Annotated in this window: 21 protein-coding genes; 12 read left to right on the top strand and 9 right to left on the bottom strand. The window is 49.0% G+C overall.

From position 1 onward, the window contains the following. Positions 1 to 18: 18 nt before the first annotated feature. The gene (locus tag CXL14_RS01440; protein WP_014416903.1) at positions 19 to 1,383 is read right to left on the bottom strand and encodes an aspartate kinase; all 1,365 of its coding nucleotides are present in this window, start codon (positions 1,381 to 1,383) and stop codon (positions 19 to 21) included. 413 nt (positions 1,384 to 1,796) lie between these two features. Here CXL14_RS01440 and CXL14_RS01435 point away from each other — a divergent pair, with 413 nt between their 5' ends. Genes CXL14_RS01435 through CXL14_RS01420 form a run of 4 tightly spaced genes read left to right on the top strand, consistent with a single transcriptional unit; the run spans position 1,797 to position 5,405 of the window. Further along, on the top strand, positions 1,797 to 2,750 hold the full coding sequence (locus CXL14_RS01435) for an ABC transporter permease (RefSeq protein WP_014416904.1): 954 nt from the start codon (positions 1,797 to 1,799) through the stop codon (positions 2,748 to 2,750). Further along, complete coding sequence (locus CXL14_RS01430; RefSeq protein WP_014416905.1) at positions 2,740 to 3,687, top strand: iron chelate uptake ABC transporter family permease subunit; 948 nt, start codon at positions 2,740 to 2,742, stop codon at positions 3,685 to 3,687. Before CXL14_RS01435 ends, CXL14_RS01430 begins: the two co-directional genes overlap by 11 nt. Further along, positions 3,681 to 4,439 carry an iron ABC transporter ATP-binding protein gene (locus CXL14_RS01425; RefSeq protein WP_012116804.1) on the top strand — a complete coding sequence of 253 codons (759 nt, stop codon included), beginning with the start codon at positions 3,681 to 3,683 and terminating at the stop codon, positions 4,437 to 4,439. The genes CXL14_RS01430 and CXL14_RS01425 overlap by 7 nt, the downstream gene beginning before the upstream one ends. A gap of 21 nt (positions 4,440 to 4,460) precedes the next feature. Further along, a complete protein-coding gene (locus CXL14_RS01420) occupies positions 4,461 to 5,405 on the top strand; it encodes a siderophore ABC transporter substrate-binding protein (RefSeq protein ID WP_012116805.1) in 945 nt (314 codons plus the stop codon). 41 nt (positions 5,406 to 5,446) lie between these two features. Here the strand turns inward: CXL14_RS01420 and CXL14_RS01415 are convergent, their stop codons facing one another. From CXL14_RS01415 to CXL14_RS01400, 4 genes are all read right to left on the bottom strand, one after another. Next, positions 5,447 to 6,871 (bottom strand): MDR family MFS transporter, encoded by a 1,425-nt coding sequence (locus CXL14_RS01415; protein WP_014416906.1) that lies wholly within the window; start codon positions 6,869 to 6,871, stop codon positions 5,447 to 5,449. A gap of 17 nt (positions 6,872 to 6,888) precedes the next feature. Further along, positions 6,889 to 7,764, bottom strand: a complete 876-nt coding sequence (locus tag CXL14_RS01410) for a TetR/AcrR family transcriptional regulator (protein WP_022552589.1) — start codon at positions 7,762 to 7,764, stop codon at positions 6,889 to 6,891. Between the two features lie 160 nt (positions 7,765 to 7,924). Continuing rightward, complete coding sequence (gene nfsA, locus CXL14_RS01405; RefSeq protein ID WP_014416908.1) at positions 7,925 to 8,671, bottom strand: oxygen-insensitive NADPH nitroreductase; 747 nt, start codon at positions 8,669 to 8,671, stop codon at positions 7,925 to 7,927. A gap of 16 nt (positions 8,672 to 8,687) precedes the next feature. Further along, positions 8,688 to 8,975, bottom strand: coding sequence for a putative quinol monooxygenase (locus CXL14_RS01400; protein WP_014416909.1), 288 nt, complete (start codon positions 8,973 to 8,975; stop codon positions 8,688 to 8,690). Between the two features lie 141 nt (positions 8,976 to 9,116). On the opposite strand from CXL14_RS01400, the gene CXL14_RS01395 reads away from it, so the two are divergent. Further along, positions 9,117 to 9,431 (top strand): ArsR/SmtB family transcription factor, encoded by a 315-nt coding sequence (locus tag CXL14_RS01395; RefSeq protein WP_012116810.1) that lies wholly within the window; start codon positions 9,117 to 9,119, stop codon positions 9,429 to 9,431. 27 nt (positions 9,432 to 9,458) lie between these two features. Here the strand turns inward: CXL14_RS01395 and gabR are convergent, their stop codons facing one another. Continuing rightward, on the bottom strand, positions 9,459 to 10,868 hold the full coding sequence (gene gabR, locus CXL14_RS01390; RefSeq protein ID WP_014416910.1) for a MocR-like transcriptional regulator GabR: 1,410 nt from the start codon (positions 10,866 to 10,868) through the stop codon (positions 9,459 to 9,461). Positions 10,869 to 10,975: 107 nt separating this feature from the next. Here gabR and gabT point away from each other — a divergent pair, with 107 nt between their 5' ends. The 4 genes from gabT (at position 10,976) to gdh (ending at position 15,601) form a co-directional block, all read left to right on the top strand. Next, positions 10,976 to 12,283, top strand: a complete 1,308-nt coding sequence (gene gabT, locus CXL14_RS01385) for a 4-aminobutyrate--2-oxoglutarate transaminase (protein ID WP_014416911.1) — start codon at positions 10,976 to 10,978, stop codon at positions 12,281 to 12,283. A gap of 105 nt (positions 12,284 to 12,388) precedes the next feature. Then, the gene (gene gabD, locus CXL14_RS01380) at positions 12,389 to 13,777 is read left to right on the top strand and encodes a succinate-semialdehyde dehydrogenase (RefSeq protein ID WP_014416912.1); all 1,389 of its coding nucleotides are present in this window, start codon (positions 12,389 to 12,391) and stop codon (positions 13,775 to 13,777) included. 154 nt (positions 13,778 to 13,931) lie between these two features. After that, a complete protein-coding gene (locus CXL14_RS01375; protein ID WP_014416913.1) occupies positions 13,932 to 14,795 on the top strand; it encodes a RhaT/GlcU family sugar-proton symporter in 864 nt (287 codons plus the stop codon). A 20-nt stretch (positions 14,796 to 14,815) separates the two neighbouring features. Then, complete coding sequence (gene gdh, locus CXL14_RS01370) at positions 14,816 to 15,601, top strand: glucose 1-dehydrogenase (RefSeq protein WP_015416819.1); 786 nt, start codon at positions 14,816 to 14,818, stop codon at positions 15,599 to 15,601. Positions 15,602 to 15,646: 45 nt separating this feature from the next. On the opposite strand, the gene CXL14_RS01365 is transcribed toward gdh, so the two are convergent. From CXL14_RS01365 to CXL14_RS01355, 3 genes are read right to left on the bottom strand one after another with little or no spacing between them, the layout of a single operon-like run. After that, complete coding sequence (locus CXL14_RS01365; RefSeq protein WP_007410287.1) at positions 15,647 to 16,258, bottom strand: YcnI family copper-binding membrane protein; 612 nt, start codon at positions 16,256 to 16,258, stop codon at positions 15,647 to 15,649. 12 nt (positions 16,259 to 16,270) lie between these two features. Continuing rightward, positions 16,271 to 17,899, bottom strand: coding sequence for a copper resistance CopC/CopD family protein (locus CXL14_RS01360; protein WP_014416914.1), 1,629 nt, complete (start codon positions 17,897 to 17,899; stop codon positions 16,271 to 16,273). Between the two features lie 32 nt (positions 17,900 to 17,931). Next, positions 17,932 to 18,504 (bottom strand): DeoR family transcriptional regulator, encoded by a 573-nt coding sequence (locus CXL14_RS01355; protein WP_007609432.1) that lies wholly within the window; start codon positions 18,502 to 18,504, stop codon positions 17,932 to 17,934. A 176-nt stretch (positions 18,505 to 18,680) separates the two neighbouring features. Between CXL14_RS01355 and CXL14_RS01350 the strand changes: the two genes are divergently transcribed. The 3 genes from CXL14_RS01350 (at position 18,681) to CXL14_RS01340 (ending at position 21,094) form a co-directional block, all read left to right on the top strand. Continuing rightward, a complete protein-coding gene (locus tag CXL14_RS01350) occupies positions 18,681 to 19,022 on the top strand; it encodes a hypothetical protein (RefSeq protein ID WP_014416915.1) in 342 nt (113 codons plus the stop codon). Between the two features lie 175 nt (positions 19,023 to 19,197). Further along, positions 19,198 to 20,637, top strand: coding sequence for a PTS mannitol transporter subunit IIBC (locus tag CXL14_RS01345; protein WP_014720723.1), 1,440 nt, complete (start codon positions 19,198 to 19,200; stop codon positions 20,635 to 20,637). 25 nt (positions 20,638 to 20,662) lie between these two features. Beyond that, positions 20,663 to 21,094, top strand: coding sequence for a PTS mannitol transporter subunit IIA (locus CXL14_RS01340; RefSeq protein ID WP_012116817.1), 432 nt, complete (start codon positions 20,663 to 20,665; stop codon positions 21,092 to 21,094).

The following is a 21,094-nucleotide window of genomic DNA, read 5'->3' as shown; positions in this document are numbered from 1 at the left end:
GAAAAAAGAGGCGGTGTCCTATGAGAGTAAGACTCCGGCGAAAAATTCGTCATACAGCGCCCGCACCGCGTGTTTTTCCTGTTCTTCTTTCACTCCGAACATCATGCTGACTTCCGAGGACCCTTGATTGATCATCTCGATGTTGACGCCGGCTTCCGACAGTGCTTTGGATGCCCTGGCGGTTGTGCCGACATTATGGCGCATCGCTTCCCCGACGACCATAATCAGCGCCAGATTGTGCCTGACTGTGACTTCATCTGCTTGAAGCTCCTGCTTCAGACGGGTGACGAGCCTGTGTTCCAGTTCTGAGTCCATCTGATTGTGCCGAAGGATGATTGTGATGTCGTCAATGCCGGATGGAACGTGTTCATACGTCAATCCTTCTTCCTCCAAAATGTGAAGGGCTTTGCGGCCGAAACCGATTTCCCGGTTCATTAAATATTTGCTTATGTAAATGCTGCAAAAGCCCGTGTCGCTTGCGATGCCGATGACTGGCCCGTTCGTATTGTCACGGCTGCTGACGACGCGTGTTCCTTTCGCATCCGGATTATTCGTATTCTTAATCTGAACGGGGATGCCGGCCCGAAATGCGGGAATCAGCGCTTCATCATGAAAAACGGAAAATCCGGCATAGGAGAGCTCACGCATTTCCCGATACGTCAGTTCGTTAATTTCTTTCGGATGCCGCACGATTGACGGGTTGACGGAATAGACGGCGTCCACATCAGTAAAGTTTTCGTACAGGTCAGCTTTTAAGCCGTTGGCGAGAATGGAGCCGGTAATATCAGAACCGCTCCGGGAAAACGTCACAATCTCATGCTCCTTCGTGTAACCGAAAAATCCCGGAAAAATGATCAAGCCTTCACGGTTTCTCAGACGGTACAAATGATCATAAGACTCAGGGAGCACCTGCGCGCTTCCGGGTTCATTCGTCACAAACAGCCCCGCTTCTTTCGGACTTACATATTCCGCTTTAACGCCCTGGCGCCGGAAGTAGGCTGCGATCAGCTTCGCGTTGTTGTCCTCGCCGCTCGCCTTCACCGCATCCATATATTGTTCGGGATTGGTTTTACAGCTGTTTAAGAGAGCGAATAGGTCACTGCGGATTCTTTCTATAATAGAGAAATCCAGGTTCAGCTCCCGCGCGATGGCTGCGTACCGTTCAATGACCGTTTCGGCAAGCTCGGGTGCTGCACCTTTTTGCAAATAATGCTCCGCACAGCGGATTAACAGATCCGTCACCTTTGTATCGTTCGAGAAGCGTTTTCCCGGTGCCGATACGACGACGGCTTTCCGCGCGGGATCAGCCGTCACGATTTGAAACACTTTCTCAAGCTGGGCTCCTGACGCAAGAGAGCTGCCTCCGAATTTTACAACTTTCATGATTTACATCCCCTAATATTTAAATTTTCTCACAAATTTAATTTTTATTATCTCTCTTTCAAACATGTAAATCAAGGATTTTTTCTACGTGGGGAGAACATTTGTATTTTCATGGAGGAATTTTGCCGCTGTTTGTCAGATTTGTTTCCCTCAAGCGTGTCATCATGTGCAAAAAATGATAAGCAGCCAAATGAAGGTTATAGAAAATCCTGCAAATTCTTGATAGACTGATTGTAAGACAATTTAGTGTACGGCCCGCGGATGACCGCTTTTGAAAGCAAAACTGTATTGACTGCGCTTGGAAAGATGATAAGATTATAATTGTCGTTGATAATGATAATCATTACGAGTGGGATATATGGGAGTTGTTTGGCAATCAGTCATACCGTTTGTGATGGGTGCAGGGAGGCAGCATGAAGCTACGTTACTTACTTTTGCTACTGGCGGTTTTGGCGTGTACTTCTATATTTATCGGTGTAGAAGATTTGTCGCCGCTGGATATTTTTCATTTAAATAAAGAACAGGCAGGTACATTATTTGACAGCCGGCTGCCGCGTTTGGTGAGCATTATCATCGCCGGCATGAGCCTGAGCATCTGCGGATTAATCATGCAGCAGATCAGCCGGAATAAATTTGTATCGCCGACGACTGCGGGAACGATGGACTGGGCAAGGCTCGGAATTTTGATTTCATTAATGCTTTTTACGTCAGCGAGTCCGCTTGTGAAAATGTCTATCGCTTTCGTTTTCGCGTTGGCGGGAAATTTCCTTTTCATGAAAATCCTCGAGAGAATCAAGTTCAATGATGCGATTTTTATTCCTCTCGTCGGTTTAATGCTTGGGAACATCGTCAGCTCAATCGCCACGTTTATCGCATATAAATACGATCTGATCCAAAACCTGTCATCTTGGCTGCAGGGAGATTTTTCACTGGTCGTCAAAGGCCGGTATGAGCTTTTATATCTGAGTATCCCGCTGGTGATCATCGCTTATGTGTATGCGGATAAATTTACGGTGGCGGGAATGGGAGAGAGCTTTTCCGTCAATCTCGGCCTGAAATACAAACGCGTCGTTAATATCGGTCTGATTATCGTGTCGCTCATCGCTTCACTGGTGATCCTGACCGTCGGGATGCTGCCGTTTCTCGGTTTGATCATTCCCAATATGGTGTCGATTTACAAAGGGGACAACCTGAGGAGCAGCCTGCCCCACACCGCTCTGCTGGGCGCTGTTTTTGTACTGTTTTGCGACATTTTGGGAAGGTTGATCATTTTCCCGTACGAAATTTCCATCGGCCTGATGGTCGGTGTTATCGGCAGCGGCATCTTCCTGTATATGCTGTTAAGGAGAAAAGCATATGAGTCATAATAAAAAAATTACGCTGCTGGCGGCGCTCGCCATGATATGTATCGGATTCTTCCTGTTCTACGGACTGGGCAATTGGGAATACTCCCTGCCGAGACGATGCTTCAAAGTGCTTGCCATGATGCTCACCGGAGGAGCGATCGCGTTTTCAACGGTCATCTTCCAGACGATTACAAATAACCGCATACTGACACCGGGCATTTTAGGCCTCGATTCCCTGTATATGCTCATTCAGACCGTCATCGTGTTCCTGTTCGGTTCAATGAATATCGTCATGATGAACAAAAATCTTAATTTCGTCATCTCCGTCGGACTGATGGTGCTCTTGTCACTCGTTTTGTATCAGCTCATGTTTAAAGGCGAGGGGCGGAACGTGTTTTTCCTTCTGCTTGTCGGCGTCGTGTTCGGCACGCTGTTCAACAGTCTGTCATCCTTTATGCAGATGCTGATTGATCCGAATGAGTTCCAGGTTGTTCAGGACAAAATGTTTGCCAGCTTTAACAATATCAACACCGATCTTTTATGGTTTGCCGGTGCTGTCTTTCTTCTGACGGGCATTTATGTCTGGCGGTTCACGCGGTTTTTTGACGTGCTGTCGCTCGGCAGGGAGCACGCCGTCAACCTGGGGATTGATTACGATAAGCTTGTGAAACAGATGCTCATTGTCGTCGCCATTCTTGTGTCTGTCTCTACGGCTCTTGTGGGGCCGATTATGTTTTTAGGACTGCTTGTCGTCAATCTGGCGAGAGAGTTTTTAAAAACCTACAGGCACACGTATTTAATCGCGGGTTCTGTCCTGATCAGCATCGTCGCGCTCGTCGGAGGCCAGTTCGTCGTGGAGAAAGTGTTCACGTTTTCCACGACGCTGAGCGTCATCATTAATTTTGCCGGCGGGATTTATTTTATCTATCTGCTGTTAAAGGAGAATAAATCATGGTAGAGGTCAAAAATGTAAGCAAACAATACGGAGGGAAAACCGTCCTTGAGAAAACGTCTCTATCCATTCAAAAGGGCAGGCTCACCTCATTTATCGGTCCGAACGGCGCGGGAAAAAGCACGCTGCTGTCTATCATGAGCCGGCTGATTAAGACGGATTCCGGGGAAATCACGGTCGACGGGCAAGAGATCGGGGCCTGCAAAAGCAACGATCTGGCGAAAAAAATCAGCATCTTGAAGCAGACGAACCAAATCAATATCAGACTGACAATTAAAGACCTGGTCAGCTTCGGCAGATTTCCGTATTCCCAAGGGAAACTGACGGATGAAGATTGGGTGCATATCAACCAGGCCCTCAGTTATATGAAGCTGGATGAATTAAAGGATAAATACCTCGATCAGCTCAGCGGAGGCCAGTGCCAGAGGGCATTTATCGCGATGATCATCGCTCAGGATACCGACTATATTTTTCTCGATGAGCCGCTGAACAATTTAGATATGAAGCATTCCGTTGAAATGATGAAGCTGTTGAAGCGGCTTGTGGAAGACTTCGGAAAAACGGTCGTCGTAGTGATTCACGATATCAACTTCGCATCCGTATATTCAGACCATATCGTCGCACTGAAAAACGGCCGGATCGTCAAAGAAGGGCCGGCGGAGGAGATCATTGAAACCTCCGTGCTTGAAGATATTTATGATATGACCATCCCGATTCAAGAGATTGACAGTCAGCGGATCGGTGTGTACTTTTCTTAAAAACCAGATGAGGTGAAAATCATGAAAAAATTCGCATTGCTATTCATTGCGCTAGTTACGATTTTTGTTGTTTCTGCATGCGGAAACGGGGACAAAACATCAGGCAAATCAAAAGAAACAATCACAATCAAAGATGACCTGAACAAAGAAGGAGTCAAAGTGCCGAAGAATCCGAAAAAAGTCGTCGTATTCAACTTCGGAATGCTGGACACGATGGATGAACTCGGTTTACAGGATCACGTGGCGGGACTTCCGAAACAAAACCTTCCAAAATACTTATCTTCATATAAAAGTGATAAATACGCCAATACCGGCGGTTTAAAAGAACCGGATTTTGAAAAAGTCGCGGATATTGATCCGGATTTAATCATTATCGCCCACAGACAATCTGATTCTTATAAAGAGTTCTCAAAAATCGCGCCGACGATTTATCTTGATGATGACTATACAAACTACGTTGACAGATTCAAGCACAACACCGAAGTGATCGGCAAAATCTTTAACAAAGAAAATGAAGTGAAAGATAAGCTTGCGAAAATTGACAAATCCATTGCCGATCTGAAGAAAAAGACAAGCAGCACGGATAAAAACGGGTTAGTGGTGATGGCGAACGACGGCAAAATCAGCGCGTTCGGATCTAAATCAAGATACGGCTTCATTCATGATGTGTTCGGCGTCAAACCGGCTGACAAAAACATTGAAGCCTCACTGCACGGACAAAGCATTTCCTATGAATATATCGCCAAAACAAACCCTGATTACATGTTTGTCGTTGACCGCGGAACAGCGATCGGCACAAAATCTTCAACAAAACAAGTGGTTGAAAATGATTATGTAAAATCGGTGAAAGCCGTGAAAAACAACCATGTTGTCTACCTTGATTCAGCTACATGGTATTTATCAGGAGGCGGCCTGGAATCCATGGCGCAAATGGTGAAAGAAGTAAAAGACGGAATCGAGAAGTAAAAAAAGAACCCGGTCACATACGTGATCGGGTTCTTTTTGGTTTACCGCGTAACGGCCTGCTGCTGCTCGGGCTGACGCGGTTTTTTCTTCAATATAAAAGATAGGAGGAAGCCGGCCAGCGCGATGCAGGCGGCTACGACAAATGCCGCATTCATGCCGTGCAGGGCGGCGTTTGCCGGAGTTGACGCATTTGCGTGCGCGGCCTGGCTGCTCATCACGGAAACCAGCAGCGCCGTACCGATAGAACCGCCGACTTGGCGGACGGTATTGTTCATGGCTGTGCCGTGCGGAATTAAGTGGCGCGGCAGGGCGTTGATCCCCGCTGTCGTCACCGGCATCATAATCATGGCTGTTCCCAGAAGCCGCGCGGTATAAACGACGACAATCCAAATGAGAGACGTCGAGTCCGTCAGATTCATAAACGGCAGGGACGTGAGCAGGATGATGAAGAATCCGGTCATCGCAAGGCCTTTTCCGCCGATTTTGTCAAACACCCGGCCGATAAACGGAGACATCATCCCCATCACAATCGCGCCCGGCAAAAGCATTAATCCGGTATCAAACGCGGATACGCCCCGGACTTTTTGCGTGTAAAGCGGGAGAATGGTTTCCGTTCCGATCAGCAGCGCGAAAACAAGCGTTCCGAGCAGGGTGGTCAGGCTGAAAATCCCGAAAGAAAACACGCGGAATTCCAGCATCGGTTTTTTGAGCTTCATCTGTCTTGCGATAAAGAAAATCAGCGCGGCCGCTCCGACAAGCAGCGAAGTCAGCACTTCAGTACTGGTCCACCCTGATGAACCGGCGCTTGAGAAGCCGTAAAGCAGACCGCCGAATCCGAGGGTCGATAAGATCACAGATAAAATATCAATCTGTGTTTCTCGTAATGTCGTGACGTTTTTCATCAGAATAATCGCTAAAAGCAAATCGATGACTGCGATCGGGAAGATAATATAAAACAAAGACCGCCAAGAGAATGCTTCGACCGCCCATCCGGAAAGCGTCGGGCCGATCGCCGGCGCGAACGAAATAACCAAGCCGACCATACCCATGGCGCGGCCGCGCTTTTCCATCGGGAAAATCGTGAGAAATACCGTCTGCATGAGAGGCAGCATAATTCCGGCGCCGGCCGCCTGAATAATCCGGGCCGTTAAGAGCACCGGAAAGTTCGGGGCGAATGCGCCGACAATGGTGCCCGCCGTGAAAATACTCATGGCGGAAATCAAGAGGGTGCGGCTTGTAAATTTCTCTATTAAAAACGCGGTAATCGGAATCAAAATCCCGTTCGTCAGCATAAACGACGTTGTCAGCCATTGCGCTTTGTTGGCGTCTATATTGAAGTCATTCATAATGTGCGGCAGCGCCGTGATAAGCAGTGTCTGGTTCAAAATGGCGACGAACGCACCCGCCAAAAGAATCCCGACGATGACAGAGCGGTTGTATGGTGCAGTTTTAATACTCTTATTCAAGCTGATTCCTTCTTTCTTTATAGTTTGAGCAATGTTTTAACGGCTGCAAGCGGCTGGTGCAGCGGTCCGGCCTGCTCCAAATAACCGATGAGCGCTTTGATGAGAAAATCCCGCGGCTGTTTGTCCGCTGATTCTTTCTCCAGCATAGCCGCCGCGGAAGCGAGTCCTGCGGCGTCATATTTTTCCTCCGGAAGGGCTGAGACGGCTTCTTTCAGTTCCTTCAGGCTTTCAGCCAGCAATACGGTTTTGTCTTTCGGCTCAAATGAGGAAGCGGAGGCGATATAAAGGTCAATCATCTCCTGAGGCAAAGCGGTTTCGGTTGTCCTGTTTTCGACGATGAGATTGAGATGGCGGATGATAAACTCCGTGAGCGGCTCCAGGGCGAGCGGTTCTTTTTCCAGCTTAATCAGCGTGATGCACTCTCTCAGGAGCCCCTGCAGGACGATCACCAGCTCCCATACATAAGGAATAATGTCATCGCCGTACGTCTGAATCAGTGAATCGCGATGCCAGCAGATAAAGGTGGAGCGGGCCCTGTGAATATGCCGTTTTACCCGCTCATTAATGGAAGAGGGGCTTCCGTACATCAGCATATTAAAAAACTGCTGATTGCGCCTGAAGCCTTCAAGCTCAGCCATCAGTTTTTTGGCAAACCGTTCCTCAGGGGAGAGGCTTGTTTCTTCATTCAATAATGAAGCGGCGGCTACCATCTGTTTCTGGTTAAAGTCGAGCAGCTCCAGGAGCAGGTCTTCCTTTGATTCAAACAGCTTATATAAAGATGCTTTGGAGACTTTGCACTCCTCTGCGATCGCCTGCATCGAAACTGACGAAAAGCTTTTCCCGGAAAAAAGCTTTCTTGCCGCCAGCAGAATATCCGTTTTCTTATCATTCATAAGCCCAGATTCCTTCTTTCGTCACAATAGAAAACCCATCGGTTCACAGAAAACCAATGAGTATATGATGAAAATATTAACAAAAATTTTTACATAGTGTCAACGCTTTTGTTTGAGAAATAGAAAAAACCTGCCGGAGTGTTCCGGCAGGCTGATCCGCTTATTTATCCGTCTTAAATCCTTGTTTTTCAAGCATTTCACGAATGTGAGGATAATAAAGCTGCTTATAGTAGGAGGTGATGCCTTGTGACCAGTTTCTCGTTTCCTGTCCGTCGGTGCGTTTTTTCATGTATTCGGACATCTGCTTGTCATAGGCCTCGATATGTGTTCTTACATCTTCTTCTTGATACGTTTCATGATGCAGAACGGCTGCTTGCGGCAGACGCGGTTTTTTCGCGGAGCGGTCTGCCGGATGGCCGATGACGAGACCGGAAACCGGGAAAACGTATTTCGGAAGTTTCAGCAATTCAATGAGTTCGTCCGGCTTGCCGCGCACGGCGCCGATCGGCACAGTGCCGAGTCCCATTGATTCAGCTGCAGCCGTTGCCGTACCCAGCGCAATCCCGACATCTACGGCTCCCACAAGTACGGACTCTAAACCGTTCGTGATCTCAAGCGGTGTATCATTATATTCTTCAAGCGCAATTTTGGCGCGGTTAAAATCAGCGCAGAATAAAAGGAAAACCGGCGCTTGGTCAATCCACGGCTGGCCGCCCGCCAATTCGGATATTTTTTTCTTCCGTTCCTTATCTTTCACCGCTATAACGGTAAATTGCTGGCCGTTAATGGAAGTCGGCGCTGCTTGAGCGGCTTGGATGATAAGGTCCAGCTGTTCATCCGATACGGGTTCATCTGTGTAGCTGCGGATGGAACGGTGGTCTGTTAATAATTGAAGGACTTCGTTCATGTCATTCATCCTTTCGTTACTCTGACAGTTCTGTGCGGACGACGTCAAGCGGCGCACTCAGCAGTTCTTTTGCTTTTGCCACAAATCCTTGGAAATGGTCAGTTGCGTTGTGGAATTTCATCGCTTCTTCATCTTTCCATTGCTCAAGCATGACGAATGTATTTTCCTCACCGACTTTTTCGAAAAGGTCGTATTGCACATTTCCTTCTTCCGCGCGTGAATGCTGAACAAGTGATTGCGCTTCTCCTAAAAATTCCTCGCGTTTATCCGCTTTTACTTTCATGTAAGCCTGTAAGACGATCATTGTTATTCCTCCTGATTGGGTTAATTTGTTATAGTTCGAATATTATCGAACTAACTGTAACATGTTTCGCTGCGAATGGTAAAGGAAAAACCCTCACCGCCTAAATTGTCACCCGCCGCTTTTATGTGTTACATTTGACTCATGAACATTCCAAACCATCCTGAAACCGAACGCTTACAGCTGACAAAGGTTCTTCATGCTCTGAGTGATCCGCTCCGCTTAGAGCTGGTCAAACAATTGGCGGAAACAACAGAAAAAACGTGCGGAACCTGCGCTGATGTCCGGGTCGCTAAATCAACGCTGTCCCATCACTTCAAAGTGCTGCGGGAAGCGGGGATCGCCCAAGTGCGCATAGACGGGAAGCACCGTTATTATTCCCTGCGCAAAGATGATTTACAAGCGGCGTTTCCCGGCCTGCTGGAGGCGATTTTGCAGACAGAGCCGGACCGCTGGTAAATAAGTCCCCGAATTCCGGGGGTTTTTTTATGCGCCGAAAACTGCCAGGTAAAGTCTGTAGACGCCTTCTTGAATATCGCTCTCCTTCAGGCGGGCGAATCCCAGAATGAGCTGCGGCTTATTTGAATCGCTTCCCGTTTTCAGACGGAACCGGCTCATCGCAAACAGATCGAGCTGTTCTGCATCCGCCCGTGCCAATATCTCTTTTTCTGAACGGGCGCAGTCAAACTCAGTGACAAAATGAAGCCCCGCATTGGCGCCCTTTACACTGATTCTATCTCCGAATGTTTCTTCCAAAGCCGAAATGAGGCGTTCCCGCATGTTCTTATAATGCTGCTTCATCTTTTTAATATGTTTCTGATATTCACCTGATTCGATAAATTCTTTCAGCGCGAGCTGGGCAAGCGTGCTGCACGTATGCAGGTCATACGTTCTCTCTTTGAACGTCCGCAAAAGCCCGGGCGGCAGAACCATATAGCTGATGCGCAGACCTGGGAAAAGGGATTTTGAAAAGGTCCCCATGTAGATGACATTTTGAAACCGGTCAAGGCTTTGAAGCGCCGGTATCGTATCGGCGTCATATTTAAATTCACTGTCATAATCATCTTCAATGATGAAGCGGCCGTTCTGTTCGGCGGCCCAGTTTAAAAGCTGAATCCGCCGGGAAGCGGGCATGATCACGCCTGAGGGGAATTGATGGGAAGGCGTAGTGATCAATACAGAGGGCCGGCGTTTTTCGATTTCGTCCATGGACATGCCTTTTTCATCAAGGCTGATCGTTGCAACCTTTTTCCCGAGGTTTTGCAGCAGCCGGTACATCCTCATATATCCCGGGTTCTCCATGGCGTAGGGCGCGTCTTCGGGCAGCAGTTCCGTCAGCAGCTGCACCAGCAATTGCGTGCCCGCCCCGAGCACGATTTGTTCCGGGCGGCATGTAACGCCCCTTGTCAGGGAAATAAGCCGCGAAATTGTTTCACGGACTTCATATAAACCTTGCGGGTGGACGAGTTCTCCGAGTGTATGAAATGAACGGGCGGCTGCTTTATGCTCACAGCGAAACCAGCTTTTCAGAGGGAAATGCGCCGTATCCACGCTCATATGAGAAAACGAAATCCAGCCGCTCTTATCCGTCTCCCGCTCTTTCAAATCATCAGGCAATAGAAGCGAAGGCGCTTCTTCATGATAAACCGTATCAATTTCCTCCACGAAAAAGCCTTTTCTTTCGACTGCATATAAATAACCTTCCGAAAGCAGCTGCTGATAAGCTGAATTCACTGAATTCACGCTGACCTTCAGCGTCTCGGCAAGCTCCCGTTTAGACGGCACCTTTGTATGAGGCATCAGGCTGCGCTTCAAAACGGCCGCTTTTATGTGCTGATAGATCTGCTGATAGATATAATCCGCCGTTTCCGAATGATCAATGGAAATCGTCAGCATCCAGACCCTGCCCCTTTCTGATACCATGGATAAATTGATTTTGGTACTTTTCATCATACCAAAAAGAAGTCAGAATGATAAGAAAACAATGCAGGGGGATGGAATCTATGAGTCGAACAGCATCAACGGAAGTGACAACTGCCCAGTGGCAGCAAAAACGGGATCAATTCGTTTCCAAGGGGGTCGGCAACGGAAACCGCGGCATGGCCGTAAAAGGGGAAGGGGCGCTTTTGTACGATTTGGACGGCAGACGATTCATTGATTTTGCCGGAGCGATCGGAACGCTGAATGTCGGCCATTCCCATCCGAAAGTGGTGGAGGCCGTGAAGAAACAGGCGGAGGATCTGATTCACCCGGGATTTAACGTCATGATGTATCCGTCTTATATTGAGCTGGCCGAAAAACTTTGCGCCCTTGCGCCGGGAGATCATGCGAAAAAAGCGATTTTTCTCAATTCGGGAGCGGAAGCGGTGGAAAACGCCGTGAAAATCGCCAGAAAATATACGAAGCGCCAGGCTGTCGTGTCATTTACAAGAGGGTTCCACGGCCGCACGAACATGACGATGAGCATGACGAGCAAGGTGAAGCCTTATAAATTCGGTTTCGGCCCATTTGCCTCAGAGGTGTATCAGGCGCCGTTTCCTTACTATTATCAAAAGCCGGCCGGCATGAGCGACGAGCAGTATGACGACTTTATCATCAGCGCTTTTGAGGATTTCTTTATCTCCGCAGTTGCACCGGAAACCGTCGCCTGTGTCGTAATGGAGCCGGTTCAGGGAGAAGGCGGCTTCATCATTCCGTCAAAACGTTTCGTGCAGCACGTCGCCGCTTTTTGTAAAAAACACAGCATCGTTTTTGTAGCGGATGAGATCCAGACCGGTTTTGCCAGAACGGGAACATATTTTGCGATTGAGCATTTCGGAGCCGTTCCTGATTTGATCACCGTATCCAAATCACTTGCGGCCGGATTGCCGCTGAGCGGCGTCATCGGCCGGGCGGAAATGCTTGATGCCGCCGCGCCGGGTGAACTCGGGGGCACATATGCGGGAAGCCCGCTCGGCTGTGCGGCTGCGCTCGCGGTCTTGGATATTATTGAAGAAGAAGGGCTGAATCAGCGTTCCGAGGAGATCGGCCGGATCATCGAGCATCAAGCGCTCGAGTGGAAAAAAGAGCATGCCTGTATCGGAGAAGTGCGCAGACTCGGTGCGATGGCGGCCATCGAAATTATCAAAGATCCGGACACGCGGGAACCGGACAAAGCGAAAGCCGCGGCGATCGCTAAAACGGCGAACGAGAACGGACTGCTGCTGCTGACGGCCGGCATTAACGGCAACATTATCAGATTCCTGACGCCGCTTGTCGTGACGGATGAGCAGCTCAAAGAAGGCCTTTCCATTATCGAAGCAGCTCTGTGAGTTCAATTATTGGAATGCCGGCGGATGTGTCTGCTATCATGAAAGTGTGAGATACATCAACAAGCATTCAATGGCTTTACTATAGCAGAGAAAGGAATGTTCAATATGCCAGAACAATTAACAGTGTACAACCCGGCAACGGGAGAGGCGATCGAAAGCATCCCCCAGCAGACGGCCGAAGATGTTGAAAAAGCGATTGAACGTTCACATCAAGCGTTTCAATCATGGTCCAAAACATCAGCGGGAGAACGTGCCTCACTTTTGAGAAAATGGTATGAGCTGATTGTTGAAAATAAAGAAGAACTTGCGGAATTAATTACGAAAGAAAACGGCAAACCGTATGAAGAAGCGGTCGGAGAAGTTTTATACGGCGCCGGTTATATTGAATGGTTCGCCGAAGAAGCAAAACGGATTTACGGCAGAACCGTACCTGCGCCGACAACGGGCAAACGGATTGTCGTCACCCGTCAGGCGGTCGGCCCGGTAGCCGCGATCACGCCGTGGAATTTCCCGAATGCGATGATTACAAGAAAAGCCGCGCCCGCTTTGGCGGCAGGCTGTACGTTCATCATCAAACCGGCGGAGGATACGCCGCTTTCCGCTTACGCCCTTGCGCGTCTCGCATATGAAGCGGGAATTCCGAAGGACGTGCTGCAAGTGGTGATCGGTGACGGAGCCGAAATCGGAAACGTCTTCACCAGCAGCCCGAAAATCCGTAAAATTACTTTTACCGGCTCAACGCCTGTCGGCAAAATCCTGATGAAAAACAGCGCCGACACCGTAAAACATATGTCAATGGAGCTTGGCGGACATGCGCCGCTGATCGTGGATGAAGACGCTGATCTTGATCTGGCGGTAGCCCAAACAATGGCCTCTAAATTCAGAAATGCCGGCCAAACCTGCGTCTGTGCGAACCGGCTGATCGTACACGAATCCGTAAAAGACGAGTTTGCGAAAAAACTGAGTGAAGAAGCTGCGAAACTCAAAGTCGGAAACGGTCTTGAAAAAGGCGTAAACGTCGGCCCTGTCATCAACAAAAAAGGCTTCGATAAAATCGTCGGCCAAATTAATGACGCCGTGGAAAAAGGCGCAAAAGTGCTGACGGGCGGAACGTATGACCAAAACGATGAAAAAGGATGCTATTTCGTGACGCCGACCGTGCTTTCAGATGTAGATACATCCATGAACATCATGCATGAAGAAACATTCGGCCCGGTTGCGCCGATCGTTACGTTCTCAGATATTGATGAAGCGATCAAGCTTGCGAACGATACGCCGTTCGGGCTTGCGGCTTATTTCTTCACAGAAAACTACCGCCGCGGCATTTATATTTCTGAACAGCTTGAATACGGCATCATCGGCTGGAATGACGGCGGTCCGTCCGCGGTTCAAGCGCCGTTCGGAGGAATGAAAGAAAGCGGCATCGGCCGTGAAGGCGGTACGGAAGGCATTGAACCGTACCTGGAAACCAAATACATGTCTATCGGACTTTAATGAGCCGAAAAGAAAGCCCCGCTTCTAAGCGGGGCTGTTTTTATTGAGCAGTCTGCCGGTGAATATCGCCGGCAGGCTTTTTTGATCTTGCGGGAATAATCGGTTCGATTCCAGACAAAATAACAGCAAATACGATTGAAAGAAGGTCGCCATCATGGATATATTACTGGCTCTTCTCCCGGCTTTATTTTGGGGGAGCATCGTGTTATTTAACGTCAAATTAGGCGGCGGGCCTTACAGCCAGACGCTGGGAACGACAATCGGGGCGCTCATCGTTTCGTTTGTGCTATATCTGTTTGTCCACCCGGTGCTGTCTGGGCGCATTTTTATTGTCGGCATCATCTCGGGGCTGTTTTGGTCGCTCGGCCAAAGCAATCAGCTTAAAAGCATACAGCTGATGGGCGTTTCAAAAACGATGCCGATATCAACGGGAATGCAGCTCGTCTCGACTTCTTTGTTCGGTGTGATCGTATTCAAAGAATGGTCAACCCCGATCGCGATTACGCTGGGTATTCTCGCCCTTATTTTTATCATCGTCGGGATTGTGCTCACATCTTTAGAAGATAAAAAGGGGCGGGCGGACGGAGAACCGGGAAACTTAAAAAAAGGCATTGTCATCCTGCTGATCTCCACGCTCGGTTATTTGGTCTATGTCGTTGTGGCCCGGCTGTTCGGCGTATCCGGATGGTCAGCGCTTCTGCCGCAGGCGATCGGGATGGTCATCGGGGGACTACTCCTGACGTACAAGCATAAACCGTTTAATAAGTACGCCCTCAAGAACATTCTGCCGGGAATCATCTGGGCGCTCGGGAATATGTTTCTGTTCATCTCACAGCCGCGCGTCGGAGTTGCGACAAGTTTTTCCCTTTCTCAAATGGGGATCGTCATCAGCACGCTCGGCGGAATCTTCATTCTCCGTGAGAGCAAAACGAAGCGTCAGCTGGTCGCCATTGCCATCGGGATTATCCTGATCATTGTGGCCGCGGTATTCTTAGGCGTTGCGAAATCAAATTCATAACATATGCAGGAGGTTTGAACATGTACACGGATTTAAAAGGAAAAGTCGTTGCCATTACGGGAGCTTCATCAGGATTAGGAAAAGCGATGGCGATCCGCTTCGGACAGGAGCAGGCGAAAGTCGTGGTTAACTACTATAGTAATGAAAAAGACGCCCAAACCGTTAAAGAAGAGATTCAAAAAGCGGGAGGCGAAGCGGTCATCATTCAAGGAGACGTCACAAAAGAAGAAGATGTCAAAAACATCGTGCAGACCGCAGTGAAGGAATTTGGCACATTGGATGTCATGATCAATAACGCCGGCATGGAAAATCCGGTTCAGTCGCATGAAATGCCGCTCAAAGACTGGAACAAAGTCATCAATACCAATCTGACCGGCGCTTTCTTAGGAAGCCGCGAAGCCATTAAATATTACGTAGAGAATGATATTCAAGGAAACGTCATTAACATGTCAAGCGTACATGAAATGATTCCATGGCCGCTGTTTGTTCACTACGCGGCAAGTAAAGGCGGCATCAAATTGATGACGGAAACGCTGGCGCTTGAGTACGCGCCGAAGCGCATCCGTGTCAACAACATCGGGCCGGGCGCCATTAATACGCCGATCAACGCGGAAAAATTTGCAGATCCCGTTCAGAGAAAAGATGTGGAAAGCATGATTCCGATGGGATATATCGGTGAGCCGGAAGAAATCGCGGCTGTCGCCGTCTGGCTTGCTTCAAAGGAATCAAGCTATGTGACCGGCATTACGCTGTTTGCTGACGGCGGAATGACAAAATATCCGTCATTCCAGGCAGGACGCGGATAAGAAAAAAAGCGATCGCAGGCTCTTTAGAGCCGGATCGCTTTTTGCTTACGCGCGTTTTTTCTTTACAAGCGCCGCGATGGAAAGGATAATCGCCGCAGCTGACAGAACGATGGCCGCAATATCAAGCGCTGATACGCCGGATTTGCTTTCTTCGTTTGACTGTTCAGCTCCGTGCGCATCCGTCACGCTGGCCGATTTCGTGATTTTCGTAATTGAGTGAGGCGTGTCGGCTTTCTCATCACCCGTCCATTCTACAATGCTGCCGTCTTTGTAATATTGGTAAGCGTCCCAAGCGGCATCTCCGCTCTTTTCAGGATTTTTCGCAACGAACGTGAACTGCTGGAATTGGCCGGGCTGAATGCCGCCGTCCTTTGCTTCCCAAGTGACGGAGACCGCTTTGTCATCATGTTTGGATACGGATGTTTTCCAGCCCGGAATCGGCTGATACTGCTGAAATTCAACGCCGGCGGGCATTTTCAGTACGACTTTCGTTGTCGGCTCATTCTTTTCCACAGGCACTTTCATCGTGTACGTTTCCCAAGAACCGGCCGCGGATTCCGCGGGTTTGACTGAGACGTGGGCGCTTGCTGTCGCCGTAAAACCGACGAGTGACAGGGTCACGGCGGATATGAATAATAAAGCCTTTTTTTTCAACATGAGATACACTCCTTAGTTTGTCGTTGAGAATATTTGGTTGATTTCATTAAAATCGTTTGTCAGCCCGTGGACTTTGATCTTCCAGTTTCCCTTTTCGGTGATGGACAGGTTGGCGGCTTCGAATGTGCCTTCCTTCGTCTTCTTCAAATCAAAGGTGCTTTCATGCTGTTTGCCGCTGAAGCCCGTCTGGTAAACAGTGACCGTAAATTGCTGAATGTCTTTTACCAAGCTGCCGTTGTGATCGGTGACAATGACTTGAAATTCATTTTTCCCCGGCTGGTTCGGCGTAATGTGCAAGGACAGGGTTTCCCCGTTTCCGATCGTTTCTGAGCCGTTAAAAGGCAATGGCGCAGGCGGCGGCGGGCTGGGCAGGCTTGTGAAGACGGCGGTTGTGAATAATACCGCGATGCCTAGTGCCCATTCGGCCTTTATCGTTGCGCTGATGCTCCTTTTTCTGCTGAACTTCGTCATCCATACGTGAACGGCGCCGAGCGCAAGCATGATGACAAACAGTCCGATTTTCAAAAGGAGCGTCTTACCGTAAGCGGTGTGAAAGAGTGAATCAAACGTGCGGATAATGAAAAATCCGTTCAGCACACCTGAAAATAACAGCACGCCGACAGAGGCGAACGCCCAAGGAGAAAACCGTCTGACCGTTTCCCAAGCGATGGTTTTATCGGGTTTTCTCCACTCTGATGAAAGAAGCAGCACAAGCGCGGCGATACCGCCCATCCATACAGACGCGGCCGATAAATGGAGAAAGTCCATTGCGATGCCGACCGCTTTTTCGTCGATAACCGCCGCGTGCCCGGCGAATGCTTTTGCCAAAAGCGAAGCGAAGAAGAACAACAGCGGCGCCGTCCAGTACGCAAATGACCGGAATGCTTTCTTCTTCAGCAGCGGGATCATGGACAGGGCGAGCAGGATAAATAAGCTGATCTGGATCATCCAGACGTACCCGCCTGCCGTTTTCAGAAGCGTTTCTTTTACATAGTCCGGCTGAAACGCGGCGCTCCAAGCGCCGCCCGCGTTTTCTTTCGTCTGGATCGGGAGCTGGCAGATAAGCGCGAGCCCCGTTAAACACAAAGAAATCACGAGCAGCTTTACAGTTCGTTTTGCTTTTGATGAATCTTTATTATTTCTGTACCAAAACAGATGGAAAAAAGCCGTGCCGATAAACAGGGAGAGAGCGGTGTACAAAATACCGCGGTCGATGGCCGCTTCGGGATGAAGCGCCGCTTGCGATGATGTCTGCTCCTGAAGTTCTCCGCCGGCTTTTCCGATACTGAAAGGGATGACGCCGGATACCGGATGTCCGTCGGCCGATACCGCGTTCCATTCCGCTCTGTAAATATCATGCGGCAGGTTTTTTTTCAATGCCGCGGTCATGATGCGGGCATCATTTTTTTGAATCACCGTTTTGCCCGCGTCAACCCGTTCGCCGGATGAATTATAGACCTTAATGGAGTGGAAGCCTTCTTCAATCTGTTCATTAAACTCAATTTCAATCTGCTTCGGCGCTTGTTTTAATTCGCTGTTCTCACCCGGATTTGAGTTTGTGATGTAGGCGTGGGCGAAGCTTGTTTTCGGAATCAAAACAAGGAACAGCAAAAAGATGAGCCAGCGTTTGTTCTGTCTCATGGATGATGACACCGCCTTCCGGTTGGTTGTTGTTATGTCTTGCTGCAGGTGCATCCCTTCTGCCTGTCGTGTAAGATGATGTCCGCCGCCTCGTCAAAGGTGCAAATGACCCCGCCGAATCCTTTTTGAAACCGTTCTGCGTAATCAAGCGTTGAGAAGGGAATCGCCTGAGGCCGGCAGCAGTGAAGGTCAATATCGGCATGGACTAAAAAGTATGCGGAAGCGGCCGTCAGCGTCGTCTGAAGAAGAAAATCTTTACAAATGACGTGGGACACTTCTTCCTTTTTATCCTCATACCGCAAAATCGCGCAATGAATGCAGCACATCTGCTCAACGGCTTGTGAAACGGTAATAAGCTGAACAGAATACGAATGCTGAATCGGCCGCAGGCAATAGCCGCATTGATTGGCGCTTCGTTCTGAAGCGGGCGGGAGCGTAATGCCGCCGGGTGTCCGGATAATCCGGTTTGCATCCGCCAGCTGATTGACGTCTCTGTACACGGTCATCTCGGAGACGCCGAATCTCTCGCTTATGTCAGAGATTTTCAGCGCGCCCTCTTCTTTCAGCCATTCAAGCAAGGTTTGCTGTCTGTGAATCGGAAGCAATTCTGCATCCTCCTTTTTATGCGAATGAGTGATGAACCTCCCTCTAAGAGTAGATGTTTTCACAAATGCACACAAGAGCCTGATGATAAAATATGTGAAAAAATGTTGAACAATCACAAATGTAAAAGACGTAGTCAGACTCTGTTATAATAGAAGAGTTGAATGGAGGAATAAACATGAAAGAAACGACCTGCCCGAACTGCGGCAAGCCGATTACAGGCGACATGGTCAGATCATCCATGATCCCGTGCCAGTTTCAGTGCGGGCATTGCCATGTGAAATTGCGTGAATATAAAGTATCAGCTCCGATTATGGCTGCGGCCATTGCGATCACGGTGCTTTTGATTTATCTTGTGCAGATGGCCAGAACCGCCGTCATGCCGATGTTTCCGGCAGCGCGGTATGTGCCGGCCGCCATTTTCGCGCTCGTATGTGCGTATCCGGTGTTTATTATCAGTGAGCGGCTCATTGCCAAACTCGTTGTCACAAAAGGACACATTATATACAGAAAGCGGTAAGACACCTTTGATGAGGTGTCTTTTTTTTGTTAAGGATTTGTCACAGTCTCTGTGCCAAACTCCTCTTTACTTTTCATTGAATGGGGATTGTAAGCGTTTTATGATGAAGACACAGGGGAGAGAGAAACCCCGTGTCTTATTTATTTTCATCTGAAGGCAAGCAAACAGGGAGGGAATGAACATGCAGCAAGAACAGCAAGCTGGCATGAAAGTGAAGATACAGCGGTTCGGCAGTTATTTAAGCGGTATGATCATGCCGAATATCGGCGCATTTATCGCATGGGGAATTATCACCGCGCTGTTTATTCCAGCGGGATGGTTTCCGAATCCGCAGCTGAATACATTGGTAAGCCCGATGATTACGTATCTACTGCCGCTTTTAATCGCATATACGGGCGGAAAAATGATTTACGATCACCGCGGGGGAGTCGTCGGAGCGACGGCGGCCATCGGAGTCATTGTCGGAGCGGACATTCCGATGTTCTTAGGGGCAATGATTATGGGGCCTTTGGGCGGTTATCTCATTAAACAATTAGACCGTGTGTTTAAAGATAAAGTCAGACAGGGTTTTGAAATGCTGATCAACAACTTCACGGCGGGAATTATCGGAGCTGTGCTGACGATTATCGCGTTTTATGCGATCGGCCCGGTCGTCCTGTCTCTTAACAAATTGCTGGCGGCGGGTGTGGAAGTCATTGTCCACGCGAATTTGCTGCCGATTGCAAGCGTTTTCGTAGAACCGGCGAAAGTCCTGTTCCTGAATAACGCGATCAACCACGGCATTTTAAGTCCGATCGGAATCGAGCAGGCCGCCAAAGCGGGTAAATCCATTCTGTTCTTAGTGGAAGCGAACCCCGGGCCGGGACTCGGTATTTTACTGGCATATATGTTCTTTGGGAAAGGCTCTTCAAGATCGACGGCTCCGGGAGCGGCGATCATTCATTTCTTCGGGGGGATTCATGAAATCTATTTCCCTTACATTTTAATGAAACCGATGCTGATCCTCGCGGCGATTGCCGGGGGAGCGAGCGGGCTGCTTACATTTTCGATCTTTAACGCGGGTCTTGTTGCCGCATCATCTCCGGGAAGCATCATCGCCATTTTGGCGCTGACGCCGAAAGGAAGCTATCTCGGCGTGCTGGCGGGCGTCATCGTTGCCGCGGCCGTATCGTTTATCGTTTCGGCGCTTATTCTGAAATCGTCTAAAGCGGGTGAAGAAGATTTGACAGCCGCGGCGGAAAAAATGCAGGAAATGAAAGGCAGGAAAAGCGAAGCGGCGGCCGCGTTGGCAGACAAAGAGGAAGAGCCGGAAAACAGCGCCGCTGATATTTCCGCCGACCAAGTCAGCCGCATTATCTTCGCATGCGACGCGGGTATGGGATCGAGCGCAATGGGCGCCTCCATTTTAAGAAACAAAGTGAAAAAAGCAGACCTGGATATTGATGTGACAAATACGTCGATCAATAATCTTCCGAATGACGCGGATATCGTCATTACGCATAAGGACCTGACTGACCGCGCGAAAGCGAAGCTGCCGCAGGCGGTGCACATTTCGGTTGATAATTTCTTGAACAGCCCGAAATACGATGAACTGATTGAAAAGCTTAAAAACTAATCAAACAGAAAGAGGGATCTTCATCATGGAAGTATTGGCTAAAGCGAACATCAAACTGAACCAGACGGTGAACTCAAAAGAGGATGCCATCCGCCTCGCGGGACAGACATTGATTGATAACGGCTACGTGAAGAACGGCTATGTGGAAAAAATGTTCGAACGTGAAGAAACATCATCCACGTTTATGGGGAATTTCATCGCGATCCCGCACGGCACGGAAGATGCAAAGGATGAGGTGCTTCATTCAGGCATTTCCGTCATCCAGATTCCGGACGGTGTTGAATACGGTGAAGGCAATACGGCAAAGGTCGTTTTCGGTATCGCCGGAAAAAACAATGAACACTTAGACATCCTGTCAAACATCGCCATCATCTGCTCAGAGGAAGAAAACATCGAACGGCTGATCAGTGCAAAGACGGAAGAAGAACTGGCCGCTATTTTCAGCGAGGTGAACTGA

Origin of the sequence: Bacillus sp. SJ-10 (genome assembly GCF_002843505.1) — a bacterium.
Taxonomy (GTDB): domain Bacteria; phylum Bacillota; class Bacilli; order Bacillales; family Bacillaceae; genus Bacillus; species Bacillus velezensis.
The sequence above is the reverse complement of the archived record's forward strand: the minus strand, read 5'-3'. Positions and strand labels throughout refer to the sequence as shown.